Origin of the sequence: Halobacillus hunanensis, assembly GCF_900166655.1 — a bacterium.
Lineage (GTDB): Bacteria > Bacillota > Bacilli > Bacillales > Halobacillaceae > Halobacillus_A > Halobacillus_A hunanensis.
In genome coordinates this window covers 482,786-508,647 of record NZ_FVZB01000007.1, presented here as the reverse complement: position 1 = coordinate 508,647, position 25,862 = coordinate 482,786, and the positions used below count along the sequence as shown (strand labels likewise).

Genomic DNA, 25,862 nt, shown 5'->3' with positions numbered 1-25,862 from the left:
GCGTTGTGCAGAGCCAACGCAGTGCAACAATACTCTAAGCGGAGCGATGGTATAAAATCCTTTCTTGGCACACAAGTAATCCGAACTTGTTTCAAAAGTTCGGATTACTTTATACTTAATCTAATTTTGTCCAGCCTCTTTATTATGCTTCATTTTTTTGCTGTATTTGATTCAATAAATAGTCTAATTCCTGACTCATTCGCACCGATTTAACACTTGAAAATCCTTCTTCTAACGCTGTCTCTGTCATACGCCTGCGTAACTCTTCAATTTTAAAAATGAGTTGATCCTGCTGATCACTTTCCATCATCGTACCTCCTAGCGTATGCGAATATAGACTATATTTTACCATACTCTTTCACCACCCCAAAGAATTAAAAGCAACATTTCAAAAGATTCACTGAATTTTCATTATCTCGATCGGCTTGATGTTAAAATTTGATTACAGTACTCAACAATGTTTCATTTTTATACCCGTATGATAAAATGAAAGATGTTCGAGCATGATTAAGAGAGGAAGATTCAGATTGTCTGAACAAGCTAAGAAAGAATGGCTGGAATGGATTAAAGCGATTGCCATCGCCGTCGTCCTTGCCTTTATACTGCGTACTTTCTTCTTCGCTACTTCAATCGTCGAGGGGGCTAGCATGAACCCTACGCTTGAGAGCGGAGAACGCGTCATGTTTAATAAAATTATTTACTATATTGATGAGCCCTCTTATGGTGATATTGTCATTATTGACCGTCCTGTTAAGAACTATGTTAAACGGGTAATCGGAAAGCCTAACGATACAATAGAAGTTCGAAACCATCAGCTTTATATTGACGGTCAGAAACGAGAACAGAACTTTTTAAGTAAAGAAGCCATTAACGCAACAAGAGATTTTGGGCCCATTAAAGTACCTGATAACACATACTTCGTGATGGGAGATAATCGGGCAATCAGTAAAGACAGTCGTAATGGACTGGGATTTATTAAAGAAGAGGAAATCATCGGTCGAACAGAACTTATTATTTATCCATTTGATGAAATCAGCTTAACACAATAAAGTAAGCGCGCCGCTTATTAAAAGCTGGCGCGCTTTTTTACTATCCGTTCATTTTGTCAGGAAGATGATGGATGGATTCAATCAGATCATCCAGTTTTCCTTCCACACGGTGTAATAAATAAAAGGTGACCGCAATGGGGAAGCCCACATCTGTTATGAATGGCAGCCAAGTATCCATTTCTGACACTCCTTTCTTCCATTAAAAAAGCCATTATGAAGCTTATCTTCATAATGGCCAATTTGGTGTGACTAAATTTTATAACTCAATATCGAACACGTTGCGTTCTACAATCCTAGCCTGCTTTTTCTCCACTAAATTTCCTCCACTGGAATAGAAGCAATTCTCTGCAATAACGGCATCCATCGCTGCATGAATCGCAACTTGATCTACCGGCTCAACAGGTTCATCGAGGGAAATCGTTACAATACTTCCCTCTTCATTCAGAAATTTAAGCTCGAGCTTCTTCATCTGTACTCCTCCTTTTTACGAATTATAGGTTAGTTAGAATAGCTGAATCATTACGTTCAATCATCGATAGCAAGCGTTGCTGCAATGGTACAAGCGCAATGGCTACGTTATAAAGCTGGTCTGCTGTAGCGTCCATTTTCACGTTATTGAACGATTTCGTACGGTATTTCACGTTTCCTTTCTCATCTGTTCCATTTTCAAATACGAGCTGCAATTGGGAGTTCGTTTTGTCTGCTGTTACCGCCATGTTGATCACCTCCTTTCACTCTTATAATCGAAGGTGACCGTCAGGCAGGTGTCTATTTTTTCATAAAAAAAAGCAAACACCCTGACCTCAGGTGTTTACTCCTTGATTTTACTGTGTATGATGGATGTTGCTTTATGTGCTGGATTTATCCACGGTCAAAAATACAGAATCCCATAAATCCAACTAAAATGACCACACAGACAATAAACATAATGATGGCTTCCATACCAGCACCTCCTCACCGCTTCTATTGTAGCAAAAGTTTCACATACGTGCTTCCTCTTTTACAATTCACTCTGTTTTCCTATTAAAGAACGTTTAAGGGTTATAGGATTAATTCTCCCCTATTATACTATAGATTGTACAATCTCGTCTGCTTCATTCCCCGGGAAATTTTAAGAGGGCTCCGTTTCGCCAAGATAGCGCTTTCTCAAATTTTGTATAAGTGTATCATAAAATGTAAATAGAACAAAAGGGTCCAGGGCATAATGAGTGAAGAGGAGGCGTTCACATGAATGCGAATCAGCGTATATCAAGTCCAAATCATATAACTGCCCCGCTGCTCATTAACGAATTGAAAAACGATAACGTGAATCACTGGTGTAATGAGCTTGATGAAGAAAATTCATTTTCCAATGTGAAAGACCTTAACAATCACCAATCTAAAATCATTACCGTTTCCAAAACCGAATGTATGGACGAATTTTCATCTGTAAATGGGTAGGCACCCATACAGCTTTGCTGCCTCCGCATAGGCTATTGTGTAGATTCAACTGGAGGTGAGCTTATGCACGGAGGCAGCCTATATGGATGTCATTGCAGGAACAGCAGTTTGGGTGGCCGATTTCGTGTTAGTGACTTAGTCCTTATTGTAGTCCTCTTTATCCTCTTAATTATTGTAGGCGCCATTATATATATGTGATGATCTGTACACAGCTTTTTCGCTGTGTACAGTCTTTTATTACCCGATTATAATTCTCTCTTTCGGATAATGGTAATTGCTTACTTTTCGGTCTTTTTTCCATGTGAACAAAAAGGTAAGAATCCCGATCCGTCCGATAAACATCAGCAGCATGAGGACGACTTTGCCAAAAGGAGACAATCCGGCTGTAATGCCAAGTGATAATCCCGTTGTCCCAAAAGCAGAACAAACTTCAAAAATGAGTTTATTCAAATCGTAAGGTTCACTTATGGTCAAGGCAAGAACCGCTGTAAAACAAGTTAACACCGCCATCATTGTCACGGCAACTGCACGATTTAAGTCTTCACTGTGAACTTCTCTTCGAAAGATCTTAATATGACTGTGACCGCGAGCGAACGTTAAAATGAAAATAATAACAAGAGCAAACGTTGTGGTACGAATTCCTCCCCCTACACTACTGGGAGAGGCCCCGATAAACATTAAGCCCGACATGAATAATTGGGTTTGGCCTGTAAATTGATTAATATCGAGCGTCGCCAATCCCCCACTCCTCGTCGTGACAGATTGGAATAACGAGAAAAATAAAATTTCATGCCAATCCTTACCTGCAAAGAAGTGATTGTACTCAAAAATGGCAATCATTAATGCCCCTACTACCACTAAGGCAAAAAAAGTAAATGTCGTCAGCTTGGCAAACAACGTAAATTGTATTTTTTTATGGGTGGGCTTAAAGAGGTACTGTTTGACCTCTATTAGAACTGGGAATCCAATAGCCCCAGCAATAATAAGTACCATATGAATGAACTGCACGAAATAATCATTCTGAAAAGGAACTAACGATTGACCCGTTATATCAAAACCACCGTTGGTCGTAGCACTAATCGAACTGAAAAAGCCTTGTAAATAGGCTTGTGCGGGATCGTAGTATTGCAAATAATACGTCCCTAATACCAAGAACCCAATTAACTCAATCAGCAAAACGACGATGACAATTTGTTTAACCATCCGAACCATGCCCTGGAAAGAGGTTTGGTTCTGGTCAGCCATAATCAGCCGCCGTTCTTTCATGCCAATTTTTTTACCGAGAATCAGCCAGACCATAGTCCCTAACGTCATGACCCCGATCCCGCCGAATTGAAGAACAAAGGCCAGTATAAAGATCCCTGTCGTACTAAATGTTTCCACCGTTGATACCGTGGTCAGCCCTGTTACACTTACAGCACTTACTGCCGTGAATAAAATATCGATAAATGCAAGATTCACTCCAGGTTGATGAGCAACCGGCAAAGCAATTAAAATCGAAGAAATCGTCACAGCAAACAGATAAAATAACGCAATTAATTGAAACGGTGACAGTTTATTAAGCCACCATAGGCTACGTCTCTTCACCCACATCATAAAGCATACTCCTTTAAACAACACTCATTCCTAATATGTAACCCCCGGCGAATTACCCTTTCTGTTCTTCCCCGCGGCGTTTAAACTCCTCAAGTAATTCATCGCCCTGGAACCCTTCATCCATGAGCATCTTTAATACTTTTTCAATATTTTCCCGACGGCGATCGACGATGTTACCCATAAAGATCACATTCATATAATCCCCAATTATATTGTTATCAATAACTTTTACGAGAAAAGTGGCAGGTCGATTGCTTTTTTTCGTAATTTTAACTTGAATCATCAATTCTTCTTCATTATCCTGGATTGTTTGAAAGTATTCCTCATAACTGCGGTCTACATAAGCTTCGACAACCCAGCGTCCTTTGTCGTCTTCACGGTTAATAATCAACCCATCGCTCAACTTTATCCGTCTTTGTGTCAGATCATCGTTTTTCTCTTCTACGATATCAAGCGACACAAGTTTAAATGTTTTCACAAATTGCACCTCCAGGTTGGCTTTCTATCTTTATCATTATAGAGTACGAAGCTGATTGGAGTAAAGCAGTCACTTGTTTTTTAGTCAAACAAGGCGTCCTTGAGCTTTCTTCAAAAAAAATAAGCCCCTAATGAGTTAGGGCTCACTGCAGGAGCTTATTCTTTCTAGGATGGCTTGCTCAAACCTATCCGCCAATATAGGACATTTCGATTTTTTTCTTCGTGGGCTTGCCTTCACCCCTTTCCACAGAATATTGATCATCCCGCTTCGTCCAAATTTTAATCAGCTTTGAAATAATGTCCTGATCACTGCTGTCATCTCTTAACATTTCCCTAATATCATAGCCTTCACTCGCAAACAAGCAGGTGTATAATTGGCCATCCGCTGATAATCTCACTCGTGTACAGCTGCTGCAAAAAGCATCGGTGACCGATGAAATCACTCCGATTTCAGCCTCGCTGTCACTATATTTGTAGCGGTTCGCGACTTCTCCATAATAATTCGGTTCTAGTGGTTCCAGCGGCATTTCAGCATGAATGGTATCAATGATCTGCTGCTTGGATATGACTGTGTCCATATTCCAGCCATTGTGGTTGCCCACATCCATAAATTCAATAAACCGTAACGTATCGCCTGTTTCCTTAAAGTATTTCGCCATAGGCAGAATTTGACTCTCATTCATGCCCTTTTTCACGACCATATTGATTTTAATCTCAAGACCTGCTTTACGGGACGCTTCAATTCCTTTTAATACAGGACTTGTTTTGATCCCCCGTCCATTGGTCTGCTGGAACACTTCATCTTCAATCGCGTCTAAACTAACATTAACACGGTCAAGCCCAGCTTCTTTTAACTTCTGGGCTTGCTTGACTAAAAAAATCGCGTTGGTCGTAATCGCGATATCTTTAATGCCATCAATTTGCTTCAACCTTGCTACTAACTGATCCATATTTTTTCTCATTAACGGCTCGCCGCCGGTTAGTCTAACCTTTTCAGTCCCGAATTTGGCAAAGATTTCGACCAGCCGAACAATTTCATCGAAGCTGAGTAATTCCTCCGTGGGCATAAACCGATAATCATCCCCGAATATTTCGGCAGGCATACAGTAGGTGCACCTGAAATTACATTGGTCAATGACCGATATTCGCAAATCCTTCATCGGGCGGTCGTATTGATCCAACACATATTGAACCATTCTAGATTGCTCCTTTCATCAGCTGTTGTATAGTTGAAACGATGCTGTCCCTTTAGGGTCTTCTAAAAGTATAGCACGCACCCCATCACCTTGTTGATAGCCTCTTGTTCCCCCCCGTAATACGATCAGAACAGTAGAATGAGCAAGGGAGGTGACGACAGCGGATTTATCGATTCCAGCTGGATAAACGCAAACTTTTCCCTCTTCATAACGCACGAATCCACGTACAAACCTCGTGAATGGATTCGGCTTCGGAAAATCAGCTCCGAGCTCGGCATCGATCACGTTATGATATACTCGCTGATTCCCTAAATACGCTTGAATAAACGGGTGAGTGTATAGTTCGTACCCTACATAACAAGCAGAAGGGTTTCCTGACAACCCGAACAGTAATTGCTGGCCGAGTGCGGCAACGGTTGTTACGCTGCCTGGTCTCATCGCGATTTTATTAAATAGCACGTCTGCCCCCAGTTTCTCATAAATATCGGGCATTAAATCATAATCACCAACAGACACGCCTCCTGTGGTAATTAAAATATCCACTTCTGATAAGGCTTGGTGAACGGCCTCATAACATGTGTCAAAGTCATCGGCAAGCTTGCCGAAATAAACCGGCTCTGCCCCACTCCGTTCGATCTGCGCAAGCACCATATAAGCATTGGAATTTCGAATTTTTCCAGGTTCAAGCGGCTGATCAATATCAAGCAGCTCTGTACCTGTGGCAAACACACCAACGCGCGGCTGCTGGTAAACGTGGACCCTGGCATAGCCAAACGTAGCCAGAACAGCTTGAATACCAGGGTTGATGGTTTCCCCTTTACAGACGAGCACCTCGCCTTCTTCTGTCTCAGACCCTCTGCCGATGATGTTCTGTCCATCTTCCATCCTGCGTTTGATGGACATGTACGTTGCGTTTGACTCCTCTTCTGTTTGACAAATTTCAAACATGGCCACACAAGTGGCTCCTTCAGGAATTTCCGCTCCGGTCATAATCCTGACCGCTTCTCCACTTTCAAGCGGGCGGCTGGCTCGATGACCGGCCGCCACTGTTTCTGTTACGACAAAGCGGGCTGGGGAATCCTTGCTGGCCTTGGCTGTGTCCGCTGCCCTGATGGCAAATCCATCGTATGGTGATTTGTTAAAAGGAGGGACAGCATGGGTTGCCTTAATCTCTTCGGCAAGAATACGTCCATAACTGTCTTCCAATAGTACCTTCTCTGTCTTTTGCTGCGGTTTGTGTTTCATAACACGTTGGACAGCTTCTTCTACAGGAATCGGTTTTCTATGTAAATTCATGTTCCTCACCCTTTACCCGTTTAAAAATATAGTCTTTTTTTGACCATAACGGAATCAATCAATAATTTCAAAATTTATGTACTTCAATGATGGGTTTCTTGCGATCCATATAGGGGTATGAGATTATATAGAAGCTTTAAAGGAGGTAACTTATTCATGAACACTACATACGACGTTATTATAATCGGAACAGGAGTAGCGGGCAGCACAGCTGCAACCATTTCACAAAGAAGGGGACTTTCGACAGCCATTGTTGATGCAAGGCCTTACGGCGGCACTTGCCCGCAAAGAGGCTGTGATCCGAAGAGGGTTCTAACAGGTGTAATGGAAGCTTATGAAGATGCAAAACGTTTAAAGGGAAAAGGAATAAGCGGGGATTTCAGCTTAAATTGGAAGGATTTGAAGGCGTACAAAGATTCGTTCACCGAACCTGTTGCCGAATCAGTCGAAACATCCTTGAAAGAAAAAGGTATTACCACCTACCATGGGACAGCTGCATTTCTCGACCCTCACACCTTAAAAATCGGTGAGGAGAATATCACCGCTGAGAAGTTTGTCATTGCTACAGGAGCGCATCCCGCCCCTTTGCCGATTAACGGGTACGAGCACATGATTACAAGTGACGATTTCTTCGAACTTGAAGACATACCCGATCGGGTTGTTTTTGTCGGAGGCGGCTACATTTCATTTGAGTTCGCTCATTTATGTGCTCGACTTGGAAAAGATGTGATCATTCTGCACCGGGGCAAACATGTCCTTGACTTTGTCGATACCGAAATTTCCAATAAGCTGATTGAACATACAAAGGACCTGGGCATTGACATCCACACAGGTACAGAGGTGAAAGAAATTGAACACCTCAATAGCGGCGGTTACAGTTTACGTGTGAAGAAGTTTGACCATGAACATGAAATAAAAGGAGACCTCGTCATTCATGGAGCAGGACGCCAGGCGAACCTTGAAGCGCTGAACTTGGATGAAGCTGGAGTAGAAGCAACGGAGGATGGAGTAAAAGTTAACCATAACTTTCAATCACTCTCCCAGCCGCACATATACGCTGCAGGGGATGCGGCAGATTCAGGATTAAAAGCATTAACCCCGCCAGCGGGAGAGGAAGCTGAACGACTGATGCATCATCTAGTCGACAGGCAAGAACAGCCGCTGATCACTTCAGCCATCCCTTCTGTTGTATTTACGTACCCGATCCTTGGTTCAGTCGGCATCACGCAGCAGGAAGCTAAGGAAAAAAAGATTCCATATGAAGTGCAATCGAGAACCGTACATTCCTTTTTCACCTACAAGCGGATGAACGACGAAGGAGCTTATGTAAAATTACTGATGAACCCGTTTACCGATGAGCTAATCGGAGCACACGTATTATCAAGTCATGGTGACCATCTCATTAACCTTTTTACGGCTGCTATTGAAAAGAAAATGACAAAATCTGATCTGAGAAATATGCTTTGGGGATACCCAACAGCAGAAAGTGATATTCCAAGTTTCTTTTAAACTTTTTAAAAGAAAAGGTGTCCCTCAAGTGTTACTTACGCTTCTGGGACACCTTTTTCTCTATCCTATATATAAGTGTTTACGTTTGTTTTCTTCTATTTTCGTATGAATGTGTCGACACTTCTTCCGTTCCGCGTCGTCACGCCAATCAGCAGACCTCTTTTCAATGCTGATCGTGAAAATAATCATATTGATTCTCATCGATATCACCTCTTTCGCTTCCGTAACTATGCCGTATCCTTCTCTACGTTCAACCAAGCCATAAATACAATTCTTCTCATTATCGCCATCTTATACACCCCCACTTTAGTAAAAATTAGTCATACGAGCTTTTCTGTCGAGAAACTTGTCATAAGCCGTTGATTTGTAGATCGAATGCTGGATGTCGCTACGTTTTTTTTGCCTTCTTTGAATATGAATGGAAAATAATAAAAAGTGTATCGTCATGCAACTCACCTCCTTACATAGTAATGGTAGTTTTTTACATAAAAAATAGCCACAGGGGTCCTGTGGCTTGGCAAAAATCATGTATAGAAATCAGCCCACGTAGTGGGATTCTTTCCATTAAAAAAGCCACAGGGTTACAATATGCACCGCCTGCAGCAAGTATGAATACATTTATCCCGTAAAAAACTAGATTGATTCGTTTGCGCAGGTCGATGCTATACAATTAACTTGAACTGGTGCTGTCATCATGTTTTTCATTTCAATCGACCTCGCTTTCATTAGTAAATTTTTCTTACATTGGAAATTATATAGAATGTCCCGGAAAAAGTAAAGCACTTTTCTGAAAAATGTTACAATAATTCTATTATTCGTTATCCGAAGGCTGCATATTTTCAATCTTCTTATCTATTTTATGAAGCCGTTCGACCGCTTCACTCGGTTCCATTTCCTTATAATGATGCTGACCTCCCGGCTGTTCATCCAAAGCATCTGCTTCTGCAACAACATGTTGTAAGGGAGTTCGCTGATCTGTTAATTCAAAAGGTAAATAACTGTCGGTATGGAGCAGTACGGCTAAGGAAACCTCTTTAGCAACCAGGCGATCCTCTCCTAATCTGATCAATAGCTTATGAGCTCTCTCTGCTCCTTTGATGGCGTGGATATCATGGCGCCGGTACTCCTCATAATCCCACTTGCCATCTCTGTACCATTCATAATGACCCATATCATGAAGCAAGGCGGATTTCGTGGCTAAGTCGAGCGACACATTGGCGTTGAGGGCCATGTCGAACGCATTTTCAGCCACCGTAACAGCATGGTTAATACCAGATCGTTGTAAATATTTTTGTGTAATGCGTTGATTAAAGATATCGACTAGGGTTACACGTTTCATCCTCCCCACCTCCTTATTTTTTTGATAATGACTATAGCATGCCCAAGTAGCGGTCTCAAGTATGACCTCTTACACGAGGCAAATGGAATACTTCCCGATTGGAAACTGTTCCACATAAGTGATATTCCCCAGAATTTCTCCAAAGAAACTCTGCTGATAACTGGAGAGTGCACGGAAATGTAGGCTTAGCTTTTATTCTATGCAGACCAGGGAGCGACTGTGGTTCTGTGTGATATTGACGAAGAGAATGGTGGATAGCAGCTTTCAGTAATTCCGTGAAATGACAGCATCCCTAATTTTTTACGAATAAATGGGCATGTCTCAAAAAATGATCTGTGTACACTGCTCCTTCACGATTCAAGTCACAAAGGTTTACCTTCATATGAGCCAGGGTAATGTATTTGTAATAAAACGATTATTTGGAGGTGATGAAATGAGTCATTTATCTTCATACCATGTTCATTTAAAAAATCCGATCAAGACAAATCAAATTACGAATATATATAAACATTCGACGAAGGATAAAACAAACATATATTTTCACCAACATAATCTCATAGCTGATGCAGGCCATTTACCGAAATTATTGTCATTTTTCCTGCTTATGGATGTAGATGAGCCGGTGTTATTGATTATTGATGGGGAAAATACAGCTGGAACTTACGAGGTGATTTTAAACGAATTCCACGGAGCTATTGATGACATAAGCTTCCGAACGCAATACGATCCGGACCAAATATGTCGGTGTGCTTCCATCACTGTATAATGCAGATCTCCGCGTTGCAGAATTGGAATTTTTTTATTATTCTAAACATAGAAAAAGAAAAAAGGAGTGGATCTCATGTATGATATCGCAATTATAGGAGCCGGGCCGGCAGGAGCAAGCGCAGCCATATTTGCGGCTAAAGCGGGTAAAAAAGTAGTCATGTTTGATAGTGGAAAAAGTATCACAGCCAAAGCCTGGGTTGAAAATCATTATGGCGTTAAAGAAATCGAGGGACCCAAGCTCCTAAAGGATGGCCAGGAACAAGCGAAAAAATTCGGATCTGAACTTGTAGAGGCTGAAGTGCAGGAGATTAAAGAAGATGCTGAACTTTACACAATCCAAACGGAACAAGGCAGCTTCGACACCAGCCATATCATCTTTGCCACGGGCATGTCCGTTAAAGCGGCGGAGCAGTTCGGGCTTGATACGACAGAAGGAACTGAACCGCGAGTAGCCAAAACGATCAAGGTGAATGAACGCGGACGTACGGGCAAACCTAAAGTCTGGGCGGCAGGAACGGTCGCAGGCGTAAGTGTACATACAATCGTTACAGCAGGTGACGGTGCACGAGTTGCCATTAATGTAATCAGTGAATTAAACGGTGAGCGTTATGTTGACCACGATATCATGAAGTAGACTAGAAAAGGTGCCTGTTTCTGGTGTTTCAGGCTGTCGAGAAAGTCTCTAAACCCTTATGTATGATTTAAAGCTAATCCTCTCTTAGTTTAGAAATAAGAGAGGATTTTTTATTGTTGTGAGTCATGGAGGAAGCTGTTCATCCGCGATAAATTCGATATTACTGCGATTTCGAAATTATATCAGCGATTATTAGAATATAACCGCTAAAATGAAGATATATCCGCGACTCGTAGTATTATCCCAATTTTCACCATAATACTGCGGAAAGGGAGCGGTATAATTCCATACGCTTTCTTTCCTCTTCCATGCGGTTACTTAAAGCGGCGTTCTTTTATTAGTAGTGATATTTCGAATACGTTAATCATTGATATCCACCCTTTCATGGTTGATACCACGATTATAATAAGCAGCACGCATTTCAGTAACGGTCAGAAGAGTGAAAAAAATGTACGGCTTTAGTCTGAAAAAAGGTCCGAGGAAGTATCCCCGGACCGTGTTAGTCAAACCATCCTTTTCGCTTAAACCAGATAAACATCCCGACAGCCATCGTAATCATGATTCCCCATACGAAAAAATACCCGTACTTTTCATTAAGCTCCGGCATGAACATAAAGTTCATGCCATACACCCCAACGATAAAGGTAAGCGGCATAAAAATCACAGAAATCACAGTCAGAATTTGCATCGTTCGATTCGTTTGGTGTGAGTTTAACGATAAGTAACTGTCACGAATATCCTGTGTCATTTCGCGGTTCGAAGCAATCATTTCAGCCACTTTCAGCAAATGGTCGTAAATGTCGGTAAAGTACTCTTTTCGCTGATGGACTTTTTCCAAATGATGCGTATTTAACATGCGATACAGTAAATCACGCATCGGATGCACCGTTTGCCGCAGCTTCAATAATTCACCGCGGCGATCAAATAACTGCTCAAGCAGTTCTTCCATAGACAGCTTCTTCGTATTGTCTTCAATCTCATTGATATGATCTTCAATTTCATAAACAATCGGAAAATAATGATCAACCACCTTATCAAGCAGCTGATACAACACATAGTACTCATCTTTATCCCGATGAGTCTGACTTCGCTTCAGCATGCTTTCCACTGCCTGAATGATTTCAGAAGGCTCTTTATGATAGGTGACGATAAAATGATCGCCGAGAAACACATCGATCTCTTGTTTGTCTATAGTGGTTCCTAACGAATGGAACACAAAGAACGTGTGATCTTCATAATAATCGAGTTTTGGCCGCTGCAAATCATGCATACAATCTTCGATGGCCAGTGGATGAAAGTGAAAAAACGTATGCAGCAGGTTTATCTCCTGTTCCGACGGGCCGGCAAAATCGACCCAGTACCACTCCATCTCCAGCTCACCGAGTTCATCTAAGGAATTCCCTTCCCTCCACCCATGTACGCTGGAATATCCATAAAACTTCAACATGTTACCACCCTTTAAGCTTGGACATCGACTAGTAGGTAGTCTTCCCCCTCCCTTCTCTGCTAAAACCTTCGCTACCTTAAAAAGCTGTGGTACGATAGAATCAGCATACTTCGGAAAGGTGACTGATCTGCATGAGTGTTCAACCTATTCACATTAAAGGAGAACTTGTCACATTACGCAGCATAACTGATCTAGACATCCCCATTTTGTGGGAATTAATATACGGGGAGGAAGAACCCGAATGGAAGAAATGGGATGCCCCTTATTATCCATTAGAACCTCATACCTTAGAAACCTATCGCAGTCATGAACACGCCAGACAAGAACGGTTGAAACAGCAAGAACCGGATTCCCGGCTGATCATCGAAGTTGGCGATACCATTATCGGTACTGTCACTTACTATTGGGAACATAAACCTTCCCTATGGCTAGAAGTGGGGATTGGCATTTATAATGTGACCTATTGGAACGGGGGATATGGGACAGAAGCTTTAACCCTCTGGATTGACTATTTATTTACCCAGCTTCCTTTAGCGCGAGTCGGCTTAACTACGTGGTCAAAAAATCAACGCATGATGCGGGTAGGTGAAAAACTGGGCATGAAACTTGAAGGCCGGATGCGCAAATGCCGTATTCATGAAGGGCGGTATTACGACTCCATTCGGATGGGCGTGCTTCGCGAGGAATGGCAGGCTGGCAAGTAAGAGTTGCAAATGAAGCCTGTCAAAGGTCCACTAATAGCAATTCAACAACGTACGGCGATTTAAAGTTAATAACTATTTTTTACAAAAAAGAGAATCATTCATAAAAAGAGAAATAGGGAGGTTTTTACCCCCTATTTCTGTCTTAATAACCTCATGCTATTGAGGATTACCAACAATGCAGCACCAGTATCACTTAATACAGCCATCCACAATGTCAAAATCCCTGGGAAAATGAATAGCAAGGCTGCGAATTTTGTCAGCAAGGAGAACCATACATTTTGTTTGATAATAGCTAAAGCTCTTCTGCTCAAACTGATCGTATGAGGAAGCTTCTCTAAGTTATCCGCCATGAGGACGATGTCGGCTGTTTCCATCGCCGTATCGGTTCCTGCGCCTCCCATCGCGATCCCAAGATCAGCTGTCGCTAGAGCTGGAGCATCATTTATGCCATCACCGACCATCGCCACACTTTTTCCTTCTTCCTGAAGTTTCTTCACCGCTGTCACCTTATCCTCCGGCAACAATTCTGCAAAGTAACGATCGACGCCGGTTTGGGCCGCAATTTTCTTAGCTGTTCCGTCGTTATCCCCCGTCAACATCACCATTTCTTCCAAGCCAACACTCTTTAGCTTTTGAATGGCCTGAACGGTAATCCCCCGGGTAGGATCAGCAACAGCGATCACTCCTACAACCTCTGAACGAGTCCCTACCAGTACGAGCGTATTTCCTTCCTGCTGTAAGGACTGAATCCGATCTTCTAAATTCGTCAGAGACACATTCATTTCATGGAACAACTTAGGATTGCCAGCGAAGTACTCCACTCCGTCTATGGTGGCTTGGGCCCCTCTGCCGACAAGGTTTTTGAAGGATCTTCCATTTCTCACAGAAATGTTCCGTTCAGCAGCATAGGACGAGATTGCTTGAGCGATCGGATGGGTAGAGTGTTCTTCAATGGTTCGTGTAATCCTTACTAGTTCCTCTTGATCGCCATGTAAAGATAGCACTTCGGATACTTTAGGCTTCCCTTCTGTCAAAGTTCCTGTCTTGTCAAAAGCCATCGCTTTAATAGCTCCTGCTTTTTCTAAGAAAGTACCTCCTTTGATTAAAACGCCATTTTTAGCCGCATTTCCAATGGCCGATACAATAGCTACAGGAGTGGAAATGACTAAAGCACAAGGACATGCAACGACCAATAAAGCAATTCCTTTATAAATCCATTCTCCCCAAGCCCCGAGTCCAATTAAAGGAGGAAAGATCATCAATAGTAAGGCCAGGCCAAAAACAATCGGTGTATAAATTTTTGCAAAGCGATCCACAAACGCCTGGGTCGGGGCCTTTTGCTCTTGGGCTTCCTCTACGAGATGAATAATCTTAGCAATCGTTGTATCTTCGACTAGTTTCGTAACGTGAACCTCTAAGGATCCACTCTCATTTACCGTTCCCGCATATACCGTGTCGCCGTATTCCTTATCAACAGGCATTGATTCTCCTGTTATGGGAGCTTGGTTGACACTTGAGGAGCCTGAAATAACCCTTCCGTCAAGGGGAATCTTCTCCCCCGGTTTGATCACGATTGTATCATTTACGGACACGTCTTCTACAAGTTTACGTACCAAATCATCCCCGATTTTCACGAATGCTTCAGAAGGGGCAAGGTTGATTAAACTCCGAATCGATTCCCTTGTTCGTTCAATAGACCGGTTTTGCAATGTATTTCCTAATGCAAACAACCAAACAACCATTGCTCCTTCAAACCACTCCCCAATCAATGCCGCTCCGATGGCTGCCGATGCCATGAGGACATTCATATCCAGTGATCCACTTTTGATAGCATAAAAAGCACTTCTTGCAGGCTTATAGCCGCCAATGACAATAGATGCACCATACAAAATCACACTTAAGTTTGGTGAAATGGCAGCAAAAGAACCAATGAATCCAAAGGCTAAGAAGAGACCTGAAAGGGTTGTTAGAGACACTCCTTGCTTCTTGTCAGCCGTTTCTGTTTGTTTCCCCCCGCTTGATTCAAGAGAAGCGCTAAAACCAGCTTTTTCTACTTCCTTTACAACATCCTCGTCAGTGGTATCGTGGTTAATTTGCATTTTCCCTGTAGAAAAATTCACACGTACCTCTTTTACCTTCGGGTTTTTAGTAAGGTGCTTTTCAATTGTCATGGCACAGGAACCACAATCCATCCCCTCAACCTTGTAGGTTTGCGTATTCTTCCTTGCTTTTGCAGGAACAGACTCAGCCTCAAACCCTAATTTTCGGACCTGTTTCGGGATCTGCTCTGAATCTAAGGAAAAATCAGCCCCGACAGTCAATTTACCAGTACCGTAGTTGACTTGAACCGTCTCTACTCCTTTTGTTTTCTTAAGCCCTTTCTCAATGGTAGCCGCACAAGAAGGACAATCCATCCCTTTCACCTGATACTCCAATGTTTCAAGCGACTTTCCACTTTGTCCATGGCTAGTGGTTAAGTCATCTTCCCCACAATCATCATTCCCGCAGCAAGCAGAAGGTGGAGCTGCTACTTGAGTTTCCTCTTCGCAGCATGAAGGAGTTCTTTCCGAGGCTGCAGTTGTTTGTGTTTCCTCTGATGAACAATCCTCACCTGTGCAACCATTTTTATGAATTTGTTCTCGTGAGTTACTCATATCAATTCCTCCACTAATCCCGATAAATGTTCAGTTTATAAGATGTCTTATTAACCTTTTATCCTTCTTTAGAGTGAATCATCGCAATCGAAACGAGCTGGTGGACATGCTCATCTGCCAAGGAATAGAATACCAATTTCCCCTCTTTGCGATACTTGGCTAATCTCATATTCCGTAATAGGCGCAAATGGTGAGAAGCAGTAGCCGTAGTTGATCCGATAATATTCGCGACATCACACACACATAATTCCTCATCTAACGTTAGGGCATACGCTATCTTGAGTCGTGTAGCATCGGATAACGCTTTAAAGATTAACTCTACTCCTTCAACCTCATCTATTTGAGGTTGAAGCCGCTCCACCTTCTGTTCATCAAAACAAAACGTATCACATGTATCCTTTGTACTGCTTTTCAAAATCTCCTCTGACATTTCATCACCTACATTCAAATATTTGTTTGATTATTTATATAACTAGCATATGTACCTTTCTGAGTTTTGTCAATAATTGGACACAAAGAAAGAGCGCAATTCACTACATCGAATTGCGCTCTTCCAAGAGAACTTGTATTCAAAAATTATTAAGCTCAACGTCTTCAGCTTTTGGCACCCTTATCTTCATGAGTCAATGCCTTCATCTTTAAAAGTAGAGAAATACAACCATAACTCAATAAACACTAGGGCATGTTCCGGCTGCCGGTTCATAATAACAATGATTTTTATACCGACCCGTTAAAGGTTCACCGTACCATGTTGGAGGACATTCAGCAGCAAATGGATTGAAATACCAAAGCGCATATTTCGCCGGGTGCTGTCTCCAAAAATTCAAATTCTTTTTTGCTAATCTTTTCTCAACATCTCTCGCTCTTTTATAAAATAAACTTCCCTTTTGCACTGCTTCGAAAGAATAATTTCCTCCCTGTACTTGAAAAATGACTTCACGAATTGTTCTTACATCACCAAAATCTAAACAATCTGCTTTATCCCGATTAACAATCACATTTCCGACATACAACATCCCTTGTTTCCCTTCCCCTACGGCTTCGGCTCTCATCATCCTTGCCATTAGAGCAACATCTTTACTTGTGTATTTTACGATCGGCATTTTTTTCACCCCAAAACATTGTATGAAAAAAGCCTACATTAATGTCATGAAATAAGAAGTTTATAAATAAGTAAAGTTAATAAAAATGAACCACCTGACTTTACGGTCTAAGCTACTCTTTTCATTCACACCCTCACATTAACATAAATATCCACTTAATAGATGCTCCATGATCACGATCTCTTTATAAATAAACCTTTTATGACGTAAAAGCTTATCTATAAGATCCAATAGAGATAGACTCAAACACAATAGAGTTATGATACCCTTATATAAAATAATGTAATTAAAGAAATCGTGAAAAAGTTATTAGAATAAAGGGGAAAGATATGAATGTTAAAAGTAATGGATTGGAAAAATAATGCTCGCGGGCATAAATTTATAGCTTCTTTTAGCGGTGGCAAAGATAGTGTCTTAGCTCTATATAAAGCTGCGAAGGTCGGAGAAGCGGTTGGACTGATCGTCATGCTGGAGGAAGAAGGAAAACGTTCCAGATCCCATGGAATGCCTCCGGAACTCATACGTTTTCAAGCTGATTCTATAGGTTTGCCAGTCTATACTGCAGCTGCAAGCTGGACAGATTATGAAAAAGTATTTATACGCCTTTTAAGAACAGCTAAACATAATGGTGCAGAAGTGTTAGTAACGGGAGATTTAGATATCCCTGCTCATGGCTGTTGGCATGAAAAGGTTACGGAGAAGGCTGGATTAAAGCTTGGGATGCCGTTATGGGACATGAACCATCGTGAAGCTGTCGAAGAGTTCATTCACCTAGGATTTATAACAATCATTGTAACTGTTAATGTATCATTAGGAATGCGAGAATCTGATCTAGGACGAACGTTAACCCATGAATACGTGAAGGAGCTTGAAACTCGTGGGATTGACCCTTGCGGAGAAGGTGGAGAATTCCATACCACAGTAATAGATGGGCCTATTTTTAAACATCCAATTCCAATTCGTAAATGTGAAATTGTGAAGCATGGAGAATATGCGTTTTTGCCTTTGGAGCTAGATCGGATGTCTTAATCCAATGAAAAGATACAGAGCCTGCTATCTGCAAAACAGGCTCTGTAAGTAGTTTGATCCCTATACTTTTCACGAAAAGGTTACAAGGATTTCAGACAAATTACTGACTCGCTGCAGCCTCTATTAATAAGGATCAGATTCGTGGCTTTTCTTCACTGCATCTTTTGCTGCTTCGTTCTCAGCTAATGAACCTTCTCCATATTTTGATTTAATAGCTTCACGGCCTGGAACTTTGTCTTCGTCCTTCATTTCCTGGATTTCTTTCACTTTCTTTTCGATTCCTTCCTTCACACGGCGGCCATATTCTTCATCGGCTTGTGTGAAGTGTTCAACCATGGCTTCTTGAATTCGCTTGTCGCATATCGCAAGCGCATCAGAGAGGTTATTGATCAATTCATCGCGCTCCCAATCTTCAAAGCTGCGGTACGTTTCGCCCGCTTGGCCATAATTATTGGGACGATCAATGGGTGCACTCATAGCTGCCTCATTAAACGTTGGGCGGTGCGGGTGTCGATCTTCATCACTTGCTTCCTGAAGGCCGCCCACCATCGATGGCTCATAGTTAATATGTGGATTATCTCCAGACTCTTTCGGGTCGCGGGTGTCCATCTGGCCGCGATGAAGGTTCGTCCGAACAGACGCTTTCGATGCGTTCACAGGCAAATTTAAATAGTTGGCACCTACACGATAGCGCTGCGTATCGGAGTATGAGAAGGTACGACCTTGCAGCATTTTATCATCTGAGAAGTCCATTCCATCGACAAGAACCCCGGTACCGAAGGCAGCCTGCTCAATCTCCGCATGGAAATCTTCTGGATTGCGATCAAGGACCATACGTCCCACTGGCAGCCATGGGAACTTATCCTCCGGCCAAAGTTTCGTATCATCGAGCGGATCAAAATCGAGTTCCTGATGGTAGTCATCCTCCATGATTTGCACAAAGAGTTCCCATTCCGGATAATCTCCGTTCTCGATCGCTTCATATAAATCTTGTGTCATATGAGCGACGTTCTTCGCTTGAATAGCACTTGCCTCTTCTTGTGTTAAGTTACGGATGCCTTGCTTCGGCTCCCAGTGATACTTCACCAAGACAGCCTCGCCTTTGTCATTTACCCATTTATAGGTGTTTACACCAGAACCCTGCATATGGCGGTATGTAGCTGGAATACCCCATGGAGAGAACACGAATGTAATCATATGCGTAGCCTCAGGTGAACGAGAAACAAAGTCGAACATCCGCCGAGGATCTGGCACGTTCGAAGCAGGATCAGCTTTAAATGCGTGAATCATATCAGGGAACTTCATCGCATCACGAATAAAGAAAATTTTCAAGTTGTTCCCCACCAGATCCCAGTTTCCATCTTCGGTGTACATTTTTATCGCAAAGCCACGTGGATCTCGATCTGTTTCCGGTGAATCTTTCGCTCCTGCCACTGTTGAGAAACGAACCATTAGGGGTGTTCTTTTCCCGGCACCCGAAAACACTTTCGCTCGAGTATACTTCTCTGCTGGTTCATCCCCAACCTTCCCATACGTTTCAAAGTATCCGAAGGCTCCAGATCCTCGTGCATGCACCACACGCTCCGGTACCTCTTCCCTGTCAAAATGGGAAATTTTTTCGATAAAATGGTAATTCTCAAGTGTGGCTGGACCACGATTTCCAATCGTGCGGATATTCTGGTTATCCGTTACAGGACGGCCCTGACGTGTTGTTAACGTCTCGCGTTCCATGTCCTTTCCATTTGAAGCGGAATTATCTTTTTCCTTCGACAAAATGAAAACCTCCTTTAAATATAGTTTCCCAAGCCTGTCAGTTTTCTAAATCATTATTGAGGGTGATAGGATCGAAAACAATATGGCGAACTTTTCATGGTCAATTATGAATAATTGAGAAGGTGATGGATTACCAACTTGTTCCGTTCCTTTAAGTATAACTTTTACAATCTCGACATAAATATACAATCCCTTTAAAATATGGCTCCATGATATCTATAGAGAGCGATTTACTTTATGAAGCAGCCTTTGGTACAGCTTTCCAAGAATGATGAGACGTCTTTTAAAAAAGAGCAATGACCCATTTTGGATTATTGCTCTTTTTATTAAACCAAACATTACCATTTTAAGTTCTCTAGAAAGGTCAAAACGTCTGTTTGAATTACTTCTTGGTCTTGTCCTAATGTCATTAAGTGCTTAGAATTAGGATAACTTTTGACACTTTTATTCCCCGCAGAGACATGATGTTGTATAGATTTTGCACTTTCTTTATATAACGGTTCATCCAACTCTCCATACATAATGCTTATAGGTGTGTTAACTTTCTCTAAGTCTTTCATCGTCAGATCAATATAATTCTTCAACAAAATCAGGTTTTCTAAAGGCTGCCTTTCTAATTCATCTACTTCATTCGTGATTTGCTGCCCTTCTTTTCCTTCAAATTGTTTGTAAGTTTCAGCAAATTTTAGAACACGAGCTTTTAATGAACTGACCTCTCTTTTATACGGCACAGACATGATTACAATTCCATTGACTTTAAATATCTGTCCAACATTTAACGCAAAAACACCCCCTAAGGATAGCCCGACGACCGCAATATGCTGGTGCCCTTCCTTTTTTAAAAAGCGATAACCTTCTTCTATGCTTCTCCACCAATCACTTGGATTCTTGAGAATTAATTGTTCAGGGGATAACCCATGACCTTCATAAATAGGGGCATAACATGTATACCCCTTTTCGTTCAAATATCTCCCTAGCTGCCTCATATCACGAGTAGTACTCGTGAATGAATGTAATAATAGAACAGCTCTTGTTCCCCCTTTTAAGAGGAAAGATTTTGGTTTAACCACTTTCACCATTGATCTCACACGTCCTTCTTTTGCTTCCTTTAATCCTGAAAGACTTTGATTAGTGGGACTTACTTAGTTAAAGCCTTTTTGCATAGTTGTTAATAACTTACCTTCTTAAAAGCTCACCGATACAAAAGAGTTAGGGGCTGCCCCATCCCATACATAGTTTAATGTTTGTTCAGTTGTGCCTTCTCCCTTCTCGCTCATACTTTTTCCTTCACCACCAATTATCTTAACGACCCCTTCATAAGTCATACCGCGATCCAGTTGACTATATTCCTGTAAAGTGATCAGTTCATCGTTTATTTGCCCACCTTCTTCCGAACACCCTATTAGTGAAACAGATGAAAGTACTGACCAGATCACAACAAACAACCTGGTGAAACTTTTATTCTTCATCATACTTCCTCCCCATCCTTCGTTATCAGTAGTACGGGATGAAATGGAAACCGGTTTCAAATAAAGTAAAACTTTTCAAATTACTTTTGAGATATTTGCTTTTGGTGTGCTGTATTTCAGACAGATATCAGCAAATAGAAGGTCTATTGGTGGAATTGAAAAATGTGAACTGCCAAATAAAATAAACCACTCAGATGAGTGGCTTATTCTTACAGAAATGAATGATATTTTTAAATAGAACCCCCATTTTCATCCAATATTTTCCGATTTAAAGTATCTTCCAATAAGGTCCAGGCTTCATAACAACTTTCAGATGTCATTAAAGGTTCAAATCCATAGTTCAAGTACATATTGACGGCTTGAAAACTTGTAGTTTGAGACGTAAGGTAAGCTTTTGAGTGGTAGCGGTCCAAAAGATTCATAGCTGCACTCAGTAATGGTTTCGAAAGTTTTTTTCCTTGATATTCGGGAACAATACCTACCCAATGTATCCTGCCCGATATTTCACCATCGCCTCTTAAGTCGCCATACCATGCTGTAGCTGTTCCTATCTCCTCGCCTTTTTCATTCTCAATGAATACACAACGCTTTGTCATCTCATCAATATGTGGTCCAAACTCTTTATTGAAGTGTTTTAGTGCAGAGTCCTCATTTGAAAATTCATCTACGCTTGCTTCGATTTTAGCCCAGTTGTGTTCGTCGCCTTTTCTAAACAATCTAATTCGAAATCCAGCCGGAAGTCTATATTCAGGAATATCCAACAAATCTTTTCTCACCATTGTTAGTGGAATTCTTTTCATTAAAACCATTCCCCCTTACTAAAAACGATTATTGCAATCCCACACCTAATAATATTAACGCAACTATCCTTCACCCTTTTTATCACTAAAGCTGTTATGACAGCAAAACTGGCATCTCAGAGGTTATCTATACTCTTTTATTCCGTTTTCAAAAGCCTTCTTATCGTTATTCTCGGTTCCATGTAGTGCGGATACCGACAATATAATCATGACTATGCATATTCCCTTCAAAATATCCAATTAAAAAGGGATCCGCACCTCAACGAGCTGCGGATCCCTTTTCAATCTTATAGTAACTTTTCATTAAGCGGTGGTACAATTTGTTTTTTACGAGATACAACACCTTGAAGAACAGCCTGGTTCCCATCAAGTGTTACATTAAAGGCATCTGCGACTACATCACGCTTCTCGCCAATTGCCACAACAGTGGAATCATTAGTAAGAATATCTGTAATGACAAACACGAATAAGTCAAGACCTTTGTCTTGTACAACCCCTTCAATTGCTGATTCAATCTCGCCTTTACGAGCCAGCACATCGGCTGTATCAACAGTGTTAACTTGAGCAATTTCTACTTTTGATTCACCCATAGAAAACTCTTTCGCATCAAGGGATATCAAGTCGGCAGCTGACTTATCGCTAATATCAGCACCTGCTTTAAGCATGTCCAGGCCATACTGTTCGGCGTCAACGCCGGCGATTTCAGCTAACTCTTTTGCCGCTTCCACATCTTGTTCTGTACACGTTGGTGATTTAAACAGCAGGGAATCAGAAATAATAGAAGATAGCATTAATCCTGCCATAGGCTGGCTGATTTGCTGATTGTTTTCTTTGTAAAGTTTATTCAAGATCGTGGCGGTACAGCCAACTGGTTCCGCACGGTAGTAAAGTGGTCCATTTGTTTCGAAGTTGGCGATCCGGTGATGGTCAATGACTTCAAGGACTTGGACTTCATCAATGTCTTCCGCACTTTGCTGACGCTCGTTATGATCGACTAAGATCACCTGATCTACTTCGTTCGACACGGTGTCCACTTGACGCGGTGCTTCCACGTTAAATTTCTCTAATGCGAACTGGGTTTCGCTTCCTACTTCACCCAGGCGTACGGCTTCCACATCAAATCCGAGTTTTTTCTTCAAATCGGCATAGACGATCGCCGAACAAATCGTATCTGTATCTGGGTTTTTATGACCAAATATTAAGGTTTTACTCAACGTGCTTTCACTCCTTCTAACATAATATGTAGATAAGCTTCCGTACCGATTATAAAATAAAACGGAGGATACGTCCACGATCTGAATGTCAGCTTCGCGGACGATCCCTCTCTGCTTACCTTTTTCTCACTTTTCTTACATACCAGATCACTACAAGCACAAATAGAATCGCTAGAATTACATACACGATATTTGAGTAAATGTCCATATAGTTGACGATGCTGTGCCAGGAATCTCCGACAGAGGCTCCAATTAGAATAAGCACCGTGTTCCAAATCAATGTACCAAGCGTTGTTAAGGCAAGGAAGGCCGCGAAATTCATATTAGACATCCCGGCCGGAATGGAAATCAGGCTGCGGATAAGCGGAACAAAGCGGCACAAGAATACTGTCCAGGGCCCGTACTTGTCAAACCAGGCATCAGCTTTATAAATATCCTTCTTCGTTAAACGGAGAACTTTTCCCCATCTGTCAATGATTTTCTCAAGGCGTTCGACATCGAGCAGCAAACCTACTCCGTATAAAACGACTGCTCCGAAGACCGAACCAAGCGTTGAACTAATAACGACCCCTACCACTGATAAGGGGGTATTCGTCGTGACGAACCCGCCAAACGTTAAGATCACTTCTGATGGGATCGGGGGGAAAATATTTTCTAAAGCAATTAATACAAAGATTCCTATATATCCATAATCATTAATAATGGAAAGCAGTAAATCCTCCATAGTGGTGTTGAACCTCCTAATATATTTATACGATGTACAGCGTCGTTTCATCCCTCACTGAGCACATGTGGAACTGGCATAACTACATTGCCCTTTTCGTAAAATGGAAAAAGGAGGGATGTCTATGTCCATGAAAAATTTTGCAGACTTAACCTATCCCGATGATATGATCACCATCATTAGAGACGGTTTACCACCTGCTGGTCCACCCAAAACCGTCATAATCGCTGGGGCCGGGATGGCGGGACTCGTGTCTGCATCTTTGCTGAAGCGGGCTGGTCATCATGTGATTGTGCTTGAGGCGAATGACCGGCCTGGCGGCAAAGTTTTCACTCTACGTGAGCCGTTTGCCTGCAACAATTACATTGAACTTGGGGCCATGCGCATTCCCAGCACTCACTCTCTGGTAGTTGAGTATGTTAAGCGATTCGGGCTCCAAGTGAATCAATTTAACAATAGTACACCACAAGACTTGATTTATGTAAATAACATTCTGACCACTCGGCAATATTACGAACAGTACCCGGATGTTCTAAAGTTTCCCCTTGAAGAATGGGAAAAAGGTCAAACGGCATCTGAGTTATTTTTATCAGCCGTACAGCCTTTTCTTGATTTGTATAACAACAGTTCGCCGCAGGAACAAGAAGAATTAAAAGAACAGTTCGCTAACTATTCTATGGGAGACTACTTACGATATAACCCTCTTGGCCCTTCTCTTTCACCTGTAGCCATCCGGATGATTATGGTCCTGCTCGGGATCGAAGGATTTCCGGAATTCTCTTTTGTCGATATTCTGACTGACATCATTTATCCCATCTTTAATGCAGATACTCAATTTTTCGAAATTTGCGGAGGTAATGATCAGCTTCCAATGTCTTTTCTTCCTGAATTGCACCAGGACATTCGGTACAACCATAAGGTGGAACGCATTACCCAAACCAGTACAGGAGTGTCGATCGAAACACGCAACCCGCGGACAAATGAGAGACAGTGTTTTACGAGTGACTATAGCATTATAGCAATGCCGTTTACCGTTTTTCAATTTATTGATGTCCAGCCTTATCAATCGATTTCTTTTAAAAAATGGAAGGCGATCCGATCACTGCCGAGCGTCCCCGCGGTAAAAATTGGGATAGAATTTAAACATCGGTTCTGGGAAAAAATGAACGCGGGCAACGCGATTACCGATTTATCTGCCATGTTTTCCTATGTTCCCAGCCATAACGAGGGATGCCCCGGGCCGGGAGTGTTGCTTGCAAGTTACAGCTGGGGCCAAAACGCTTTGCTATGGACGAGTTTAACAGAATCGGATTTTGTGTTTTATGTGCTGAAAGATTTAGCCAAAATCTACGGGCCTGTCGTCTATCAGCAATACTTGCAGGCTTACGCTTTCGACTGGGCTCAGAATCCTTATTCAGCAGGATGTTTCACACTGTTCACACCACATCAAATTAACTATTTTGGTGATGCCATCAGCACGCCGGAAGGGCGGCTCCACTTTGCCGGCGAACATACTTCTTCGTTTCATGGCTGGGTGGAAGGGGCCATTGAATCGGGAGTCCGAGTTGCTTATGAAATCAATGCCCGTGGAAAGTAAAAATTAGCAAGTGTCTCAACCACATAAAAAGACGCCCTTTCATT

General features: G+C 41.9%; 30 protein-coding genes. 9 read left to right on the top strand and 21 right to left on the bottom strand.

Annotated elements, in window-relative coordinates; all coding sequences use genetic code 11:
- Window positions 1-142 precede the first annotated feature (142 nt).
- Window positions 143-307 (bottom strand): aspartyl-phosphate phosphatase Spo0E family protein, encoded by a 165-nt coding sequence (locus B5354_RS15195; RefSeq protein WP_079529654.1) that lies wholly within the window; start codon window positions 305-307, stop codon window positions 143-145.
- A 220-nt stretch (window positions 308-527) separates the two neighbouring features.
- Here B5354_RS15195 and lepB point away from each other — a divergent pair, with 220 nt between their 5' ends.
- The gene (gene lepB, locus B5354_RS15190; RefSeq protein WP_079529653.1) at window positions 528-1,049 is read left to right on the top strand and encodes a signal peptidase I; all 522 of its coding nucleotides are present in this window, start codon (window positions 528-530) and stop codon (window positions 1,047-1,049) included.
- Between the two features lie 40 nt (window positions 1,050-1,089).
- Here the strand turns inward: lepB and B5354_RS15185 are convergent, their stop codons facing one another.
- The 3 genes from B5354_RS15185 to B5354_RS15175 all read right to left on the bottom strand — a co-directional run bounded on the left by B5354_RS15185 (window position 1,090) and on the right by B5354_RS15175 (window position 1,765).
- Entirely contained in the window at window positions 1,090-1,227 is a 138-nt protein-coding gene (locus B5354_RS15185) for a YvrJ family protein (protein ID WP_079529652.1), read from the bottom strand.
- 78 nt (window positions 1,228-1,305) lie between these two features.
- The gene (locus B5354_RS15180; RefSeq protein ID WP_079529651.1) at window positions 1,306-1,518 is read right to left on the bottom strand and encodes a DUF2922 domain-containing protein; all 213 of its coding nucleotides are present in this window, start codon (window positions 1,516-1,518) and stop codon (window positions 1,306-1,308) included.
- A 22-nt stretch (window positions 1,519-1,540) separates the two neighbouring features.
- A complete protein-coding gene (locus B5354_RS15175; protein WP_079529650.1) occupies window positions 1,541-1,765 on the bottom strand; it encodes a DUF1659 domain-containing protein in 225 nt (74 codons plus the stop codon).
- 511 nt (window positions 1,766-2,276) lie between these two features.
- On the opposite strand from B5354_RS15175, the gene B5354_RS15170 reads away from it, so the two are divergent.
- Together B5354_RS15170 and B5354_RS21115 are read left to right on the top strand one after the other, a co-directional pair.
- Complete coding sequence (locus tag B5354_RS15170) at window positions 2,277-2,489, top strand: hypothetical protein (RefSeq protein WP_079529649.1); 213 nt, start codon at window positions 2,277-2,279, stop codon at window positions 2,487-2,489.
- A gap of 63 nt (window positions 2,490-2,552) precedes the next feature.
- The gene (locus B5354_RS21115) at window positions 2,553-2,687 is read left to right on the top strand and encodes a YjcZ family sporulation protein (RefSeq protein WP_079529648.1); all 135 of its coding nucleotides are present in this window, start codon (window positions 2,553-2,555) and stop codon (window positions 2,685-2,687) included.
- 39 nt (window positions 2,688-2,726) lie between these two features.
- Here B5354_RS21115 and B5354_RS15160 read toward each other — a convergent pair whose 3' ends face one another.
- From B5354_RS15160 to B5354_RS15145, 4 genes are all read right to left on the bottom strand, one after another.
- Entirely contained in the window at window positions 2,727-4,082 is a 1,356-nt protein-coding gene (locus B5354_RS15160) for a TrkH family potassium uptake protein (RefSeq protein WP_079530600.1), read from the bottom strand.
- Window positions 4,083-4,137: 55 nt separating this feature from the next.
- Window positions 4,138-4,563, bottom strand: a complete 426-nt coding sequence (locus tag B5354_RS15155) for a YwpF-like family protein (RefSeq protein ID WP_079529647.1) — start codon at window positions 4,561-4,563, stop codon at window positions 4,138-4,140.
- Between the two features lie 184 nt (window positions 4,564-4,747).
- Entirely contained in the window at window positions 4,748-5,758 is a 1,011-nt protein-coding gene (gene moaA / locus B5354_RS15150) for a GTP 3',8-cyclase MoaA (protein WP_079529646.1), read from the bottom strand.
- Window positions 5,759-5,776: 18 nt separating this feature from the next.
- Window positions 5,777-7,054 (bottom strand): molybdopterin molybdotransferase MoeA, encoded by a 1,278-nt coding sequence (locus tag B5354_RS15145; protein WP_079529645.1) that lies wholly within the window; start codon window positions 7,052-7,054, stop codon window positions 5,777-5,779.
- 156 nt (window positions 7,055-7,210) lie between these two features.
- On the opposite strand from B5354_RS15145, the gene B5354_RS15140 reads away from it, so the two are divergent.
- A complete protein-coding gene (locus B5354_RS15140) occupies window positions 7,211-8,563 on the top strand; it encodes a dihydrolipoyl dehydrogenase family protein (RefSeq protein WP_176142510.1) in 1,353 nt (450 codons plus the stop codon).
- A gap of 60 nt (window positions 8,564-8,623) precedes the next feature.
- Here the strand turns inward: B5354_RS15140 and B5354_RS20555 are convergent, their stop codons facing one another.
- The 3 genes from B5354_RS20555 to B5354_RS15130 all read right to left on the bottom strand — a co-directional run bounded on the left by B5354_RS20555 (window position 8,624) and on the right by B5354_RS15130 (window position 9,902).
- Complete coding sequence (locus tag B5354_RS20555) at window positions 8,624-8,764, bottom strand: hypothetical protein (protein ID WP_176142509.1); 141 nt, start codon at window positions 8,762-8,764, stop codon at window positions 8,624-8,626.
- A 105-nt stretch (window positions 8,765-8,869) separates the two neighbouring features.
- Window positions 8,870-9,010, bottom strand: a complete 141-nt coding sequence (locus B5354_RS20550; protein ID WP_176142508.1) for a YrzI family small protein — start codon at window positions 9,008-9,010, stop codon at window positions 8,870-8,872.
- Window positions 9,011-9,374: 364 nt separating this feature from the next.
- Window positions 9,375-9,902 carry an HD domain-containing protein gene (locus B5354_RS15130; protein ID WP_079529642.1) on the bottom strand — a complete coding sequence of 176 codons (528 nt, stop codon included), beginning with the start codon at window positions 9,900-9,902 and terminating at the stop codon, window positions 9,375-9,377.
- Window positions 9,903-10,335: 433 nt separating this feature from the next.
- Between B5354_RS15130 and B5354_RS15125 the strand changes: the two genes are divergently transcribed.
- The gene (locus B5354_RS15125; RefSeq protein ID WP_079529641.1) at window positions 10,336-10,668 is read left to right on the top strand and encodes a hypothetical protein; all 333 of its coding nucleotides are present in this window, start codon (window positions 10,336-10,338) and stop codon (window positions 10,666-10,668) included.
- 75 nt (window positions 10,669-10,743) lie between these two features.
- A complete protein-coding gene (locus B5354_RS15120; RefSeq protein ID WP_079529640.1) occupies window positions 10,744-11,304 on the top strand; it encodes an FAD-dependent oxidoreductase in 561 nt (186 codons plus the stop codon).
- Between the two features lie 499 nt (window positions 11,305-11,803).
- Here B5354_RS15120 and corA read toward each other — a convergent pair whose 3' ends face one another.
- Window positions 11,804-12,751 carry a magnesium/cobalt transporter CorA gene (corA, locus tag B5354_RS15115; protein WP_079529639.1) on the bottom strand — a complete coding sequence of 316 codons (948 nt, stop codon included), beginning with the start codon at window positions 12,749-12,751 and terminating at the stop codon, window positions 11,804-11,806.
- A 131-nt stretch (window positions 12,752-12,882) separates the two neighbouring features.
- Here corA and B5354_RS15110 point away from each other — a divergent pair, with 131 nt between their 5' ends.
- Window positions 12,883-13,455 carry a GNAT family N-acetyltransferase gene (locus B5354_RS15110; protein ID WP_079529638.1) on the top strand — a complete coding sequence of 191 codons (573 nt, stop codon included), beginning with the start codon at window positions 12,883-12,885 and terminating at the stop codon, window positions 13,453-13,455.
- A 131-nt stretch (window positions 13,456-13,586) separates the two neighbouring features.
- On the opposite strand, the gene B5354_RS15105 is transcribed toward B5354_RS15110, so the two are convergent.
- The 3 genes from B5354_RS15105 to B5354_RS15095 form a co-directional block, all read right to left on the bottom strand.
- The gene (locus B5354_RS15105; RefSeq protein WP_079529637.1) at window positions 13,587-16,109 is read right to left on the bottom strand and encodes a heavy metal translocating P-type ATPase; all 2,523 of its coding nucleotides are present in this window, start codon (window positions 16,107-16,109) and stop codon (window positions 13,587-13,589) included.
- A 58-nt stretch (window positions 16,110-16,167) separates the two neighbouring features.
- The gene (locus B5354_RS15100) at window positions 16,168-16,539 is read right to left on the bottom strand and encodes an ArsR/SmtB family transcription factor (protein ID WP_079529636.1); all 372 of its coding nucleotides are present in this window, start codon (window positions 16,537-16,539) and stop codon (window positions 16,168-16,170) included.
- A 235-nt stretch (window positions 16,540-16,774) separates the two neighbouring features.
- The gene (locus B5354_RS15095) at window positions 16,775-17,212 is read right to left on the bottom strand and encodes a cell wall hydrolase (RefSeq protein WP_079529635.1); all 438 of its coding nucleotides are present in this window, start codon (window positions 17,210-17,212) and stop codon (window positions 16,775-16,777) included.
- Window positions 17,213-17,545: 333 nt separating this feature from the next.
- Between B5354_RS15095 and B5354_RS15090 the strand changes: the two genes are divergently transcribed.
- A complete protein-coding gene (locus B5354_RS15090) occupies window positions 17,546-18,241 on the top strand; it encodes a Dph6-related ATP pyrophosphatase (protein WP_079529634.1) in 696 nt (231 codons plus the stop codon).
- Window positions 18,242-18,364: 123 nt separating this feature from the next.
- On the opposite strand, the gene B5354_RS15085 is transcribed toward B5354_RS15090, so the two are convergent.
- The 6 genes from B5354_RS15085 to B5354_RS15060 form a co-directional block, all read right to left on the bottom strand.
- Window positions 18,365-19,972 carry a catalase gene (locus B5354_RS15085; protein WP_217700256.1) on the bottom strand — a complete coding sequence of 536 codons (1,608 nt, stop codon included), beginning with the start codon at window positions 19,970-19,972 and terminating at the stop codon, window positions 18,365-18,367.
- A 380-nt stretch (window positions 19,973-20,352) separates the two neighbouring features.
- Window positions 20,353-21,093 (bottom strand): alpha/beta hydrolase, encoded by a 741-nt coding sequence (locus tag B5354_RS15080; RefSeq protein ID WP_079529632.1) that lies wholly within the window; start codon window positions 21,091-21,093, stop codon window positions 20,353-20,355.
- 105 nt (window positions 21,094-21,198) lie between these two features.
- Window positions 21,199-21,483, bottom strand: coding sequence for a hypothetical protein (locus tag B5354_RS15075; protein ID WP_079529631.1), 285 nt, complete (start codon window positions 21,481-21,483; stop codon window positions 21,199-21,201).
- A 230-nt stretch (window positions 21,484-21,713) separates the two neighbouring features.
- A complete protein-coding gene (locus tag B5354_RS15070; RefSeq protein ID WP_079529630.1) occupies window positions 21,714-22,283 on the bottom strand; it encodes a GNAT family N-acetyltransferase in 570 nt (189 codons plus the stop codon).
- Window positions 22,284-22,570: 287 nt separating this feature from the next.
- Window positions 22,571-23,497: a manganese-dependent inorganic pyrophosphatase gene (locus B5354_RS15065; protein ID WP_079529629.1), complete on the bottom strand. Its 927-nt coding sequence runs from the start codon at window positions 23,495-23,497 to the stop codon at window positions 22,571-22,573.
- Window positions 23,498-23,612: 115 nt separating this feature from the next.
- A complete protein-coding gene (locus tag B5354_RS15060) occupies window positions 23,613-24,221 on the bottom strand; it encodes a DedA family protein (RefSeq protein ID WP_079529628.1) in 609 nt (202 codons plus the stop codon).
- Between the two features lie 124 nt (window positions 24,222-24,345).
- On the opposite strand from B5354_RS15060, the gene B5354_RS15055 reads away from it, so the two are divergent.
- Complete coding sequence (locus tag B5354_RS15055) at window positions 24,346-25,818, top strand: flavin monoamine oxidase family protein (protein WP_079529627.1); 1,473 nt, start codon at window positions 24,346-24,348, stop codon at window positions 25,816-25,818.
- Window positions 25,819-25,862 lie beyond the last annotated feature (44 nt).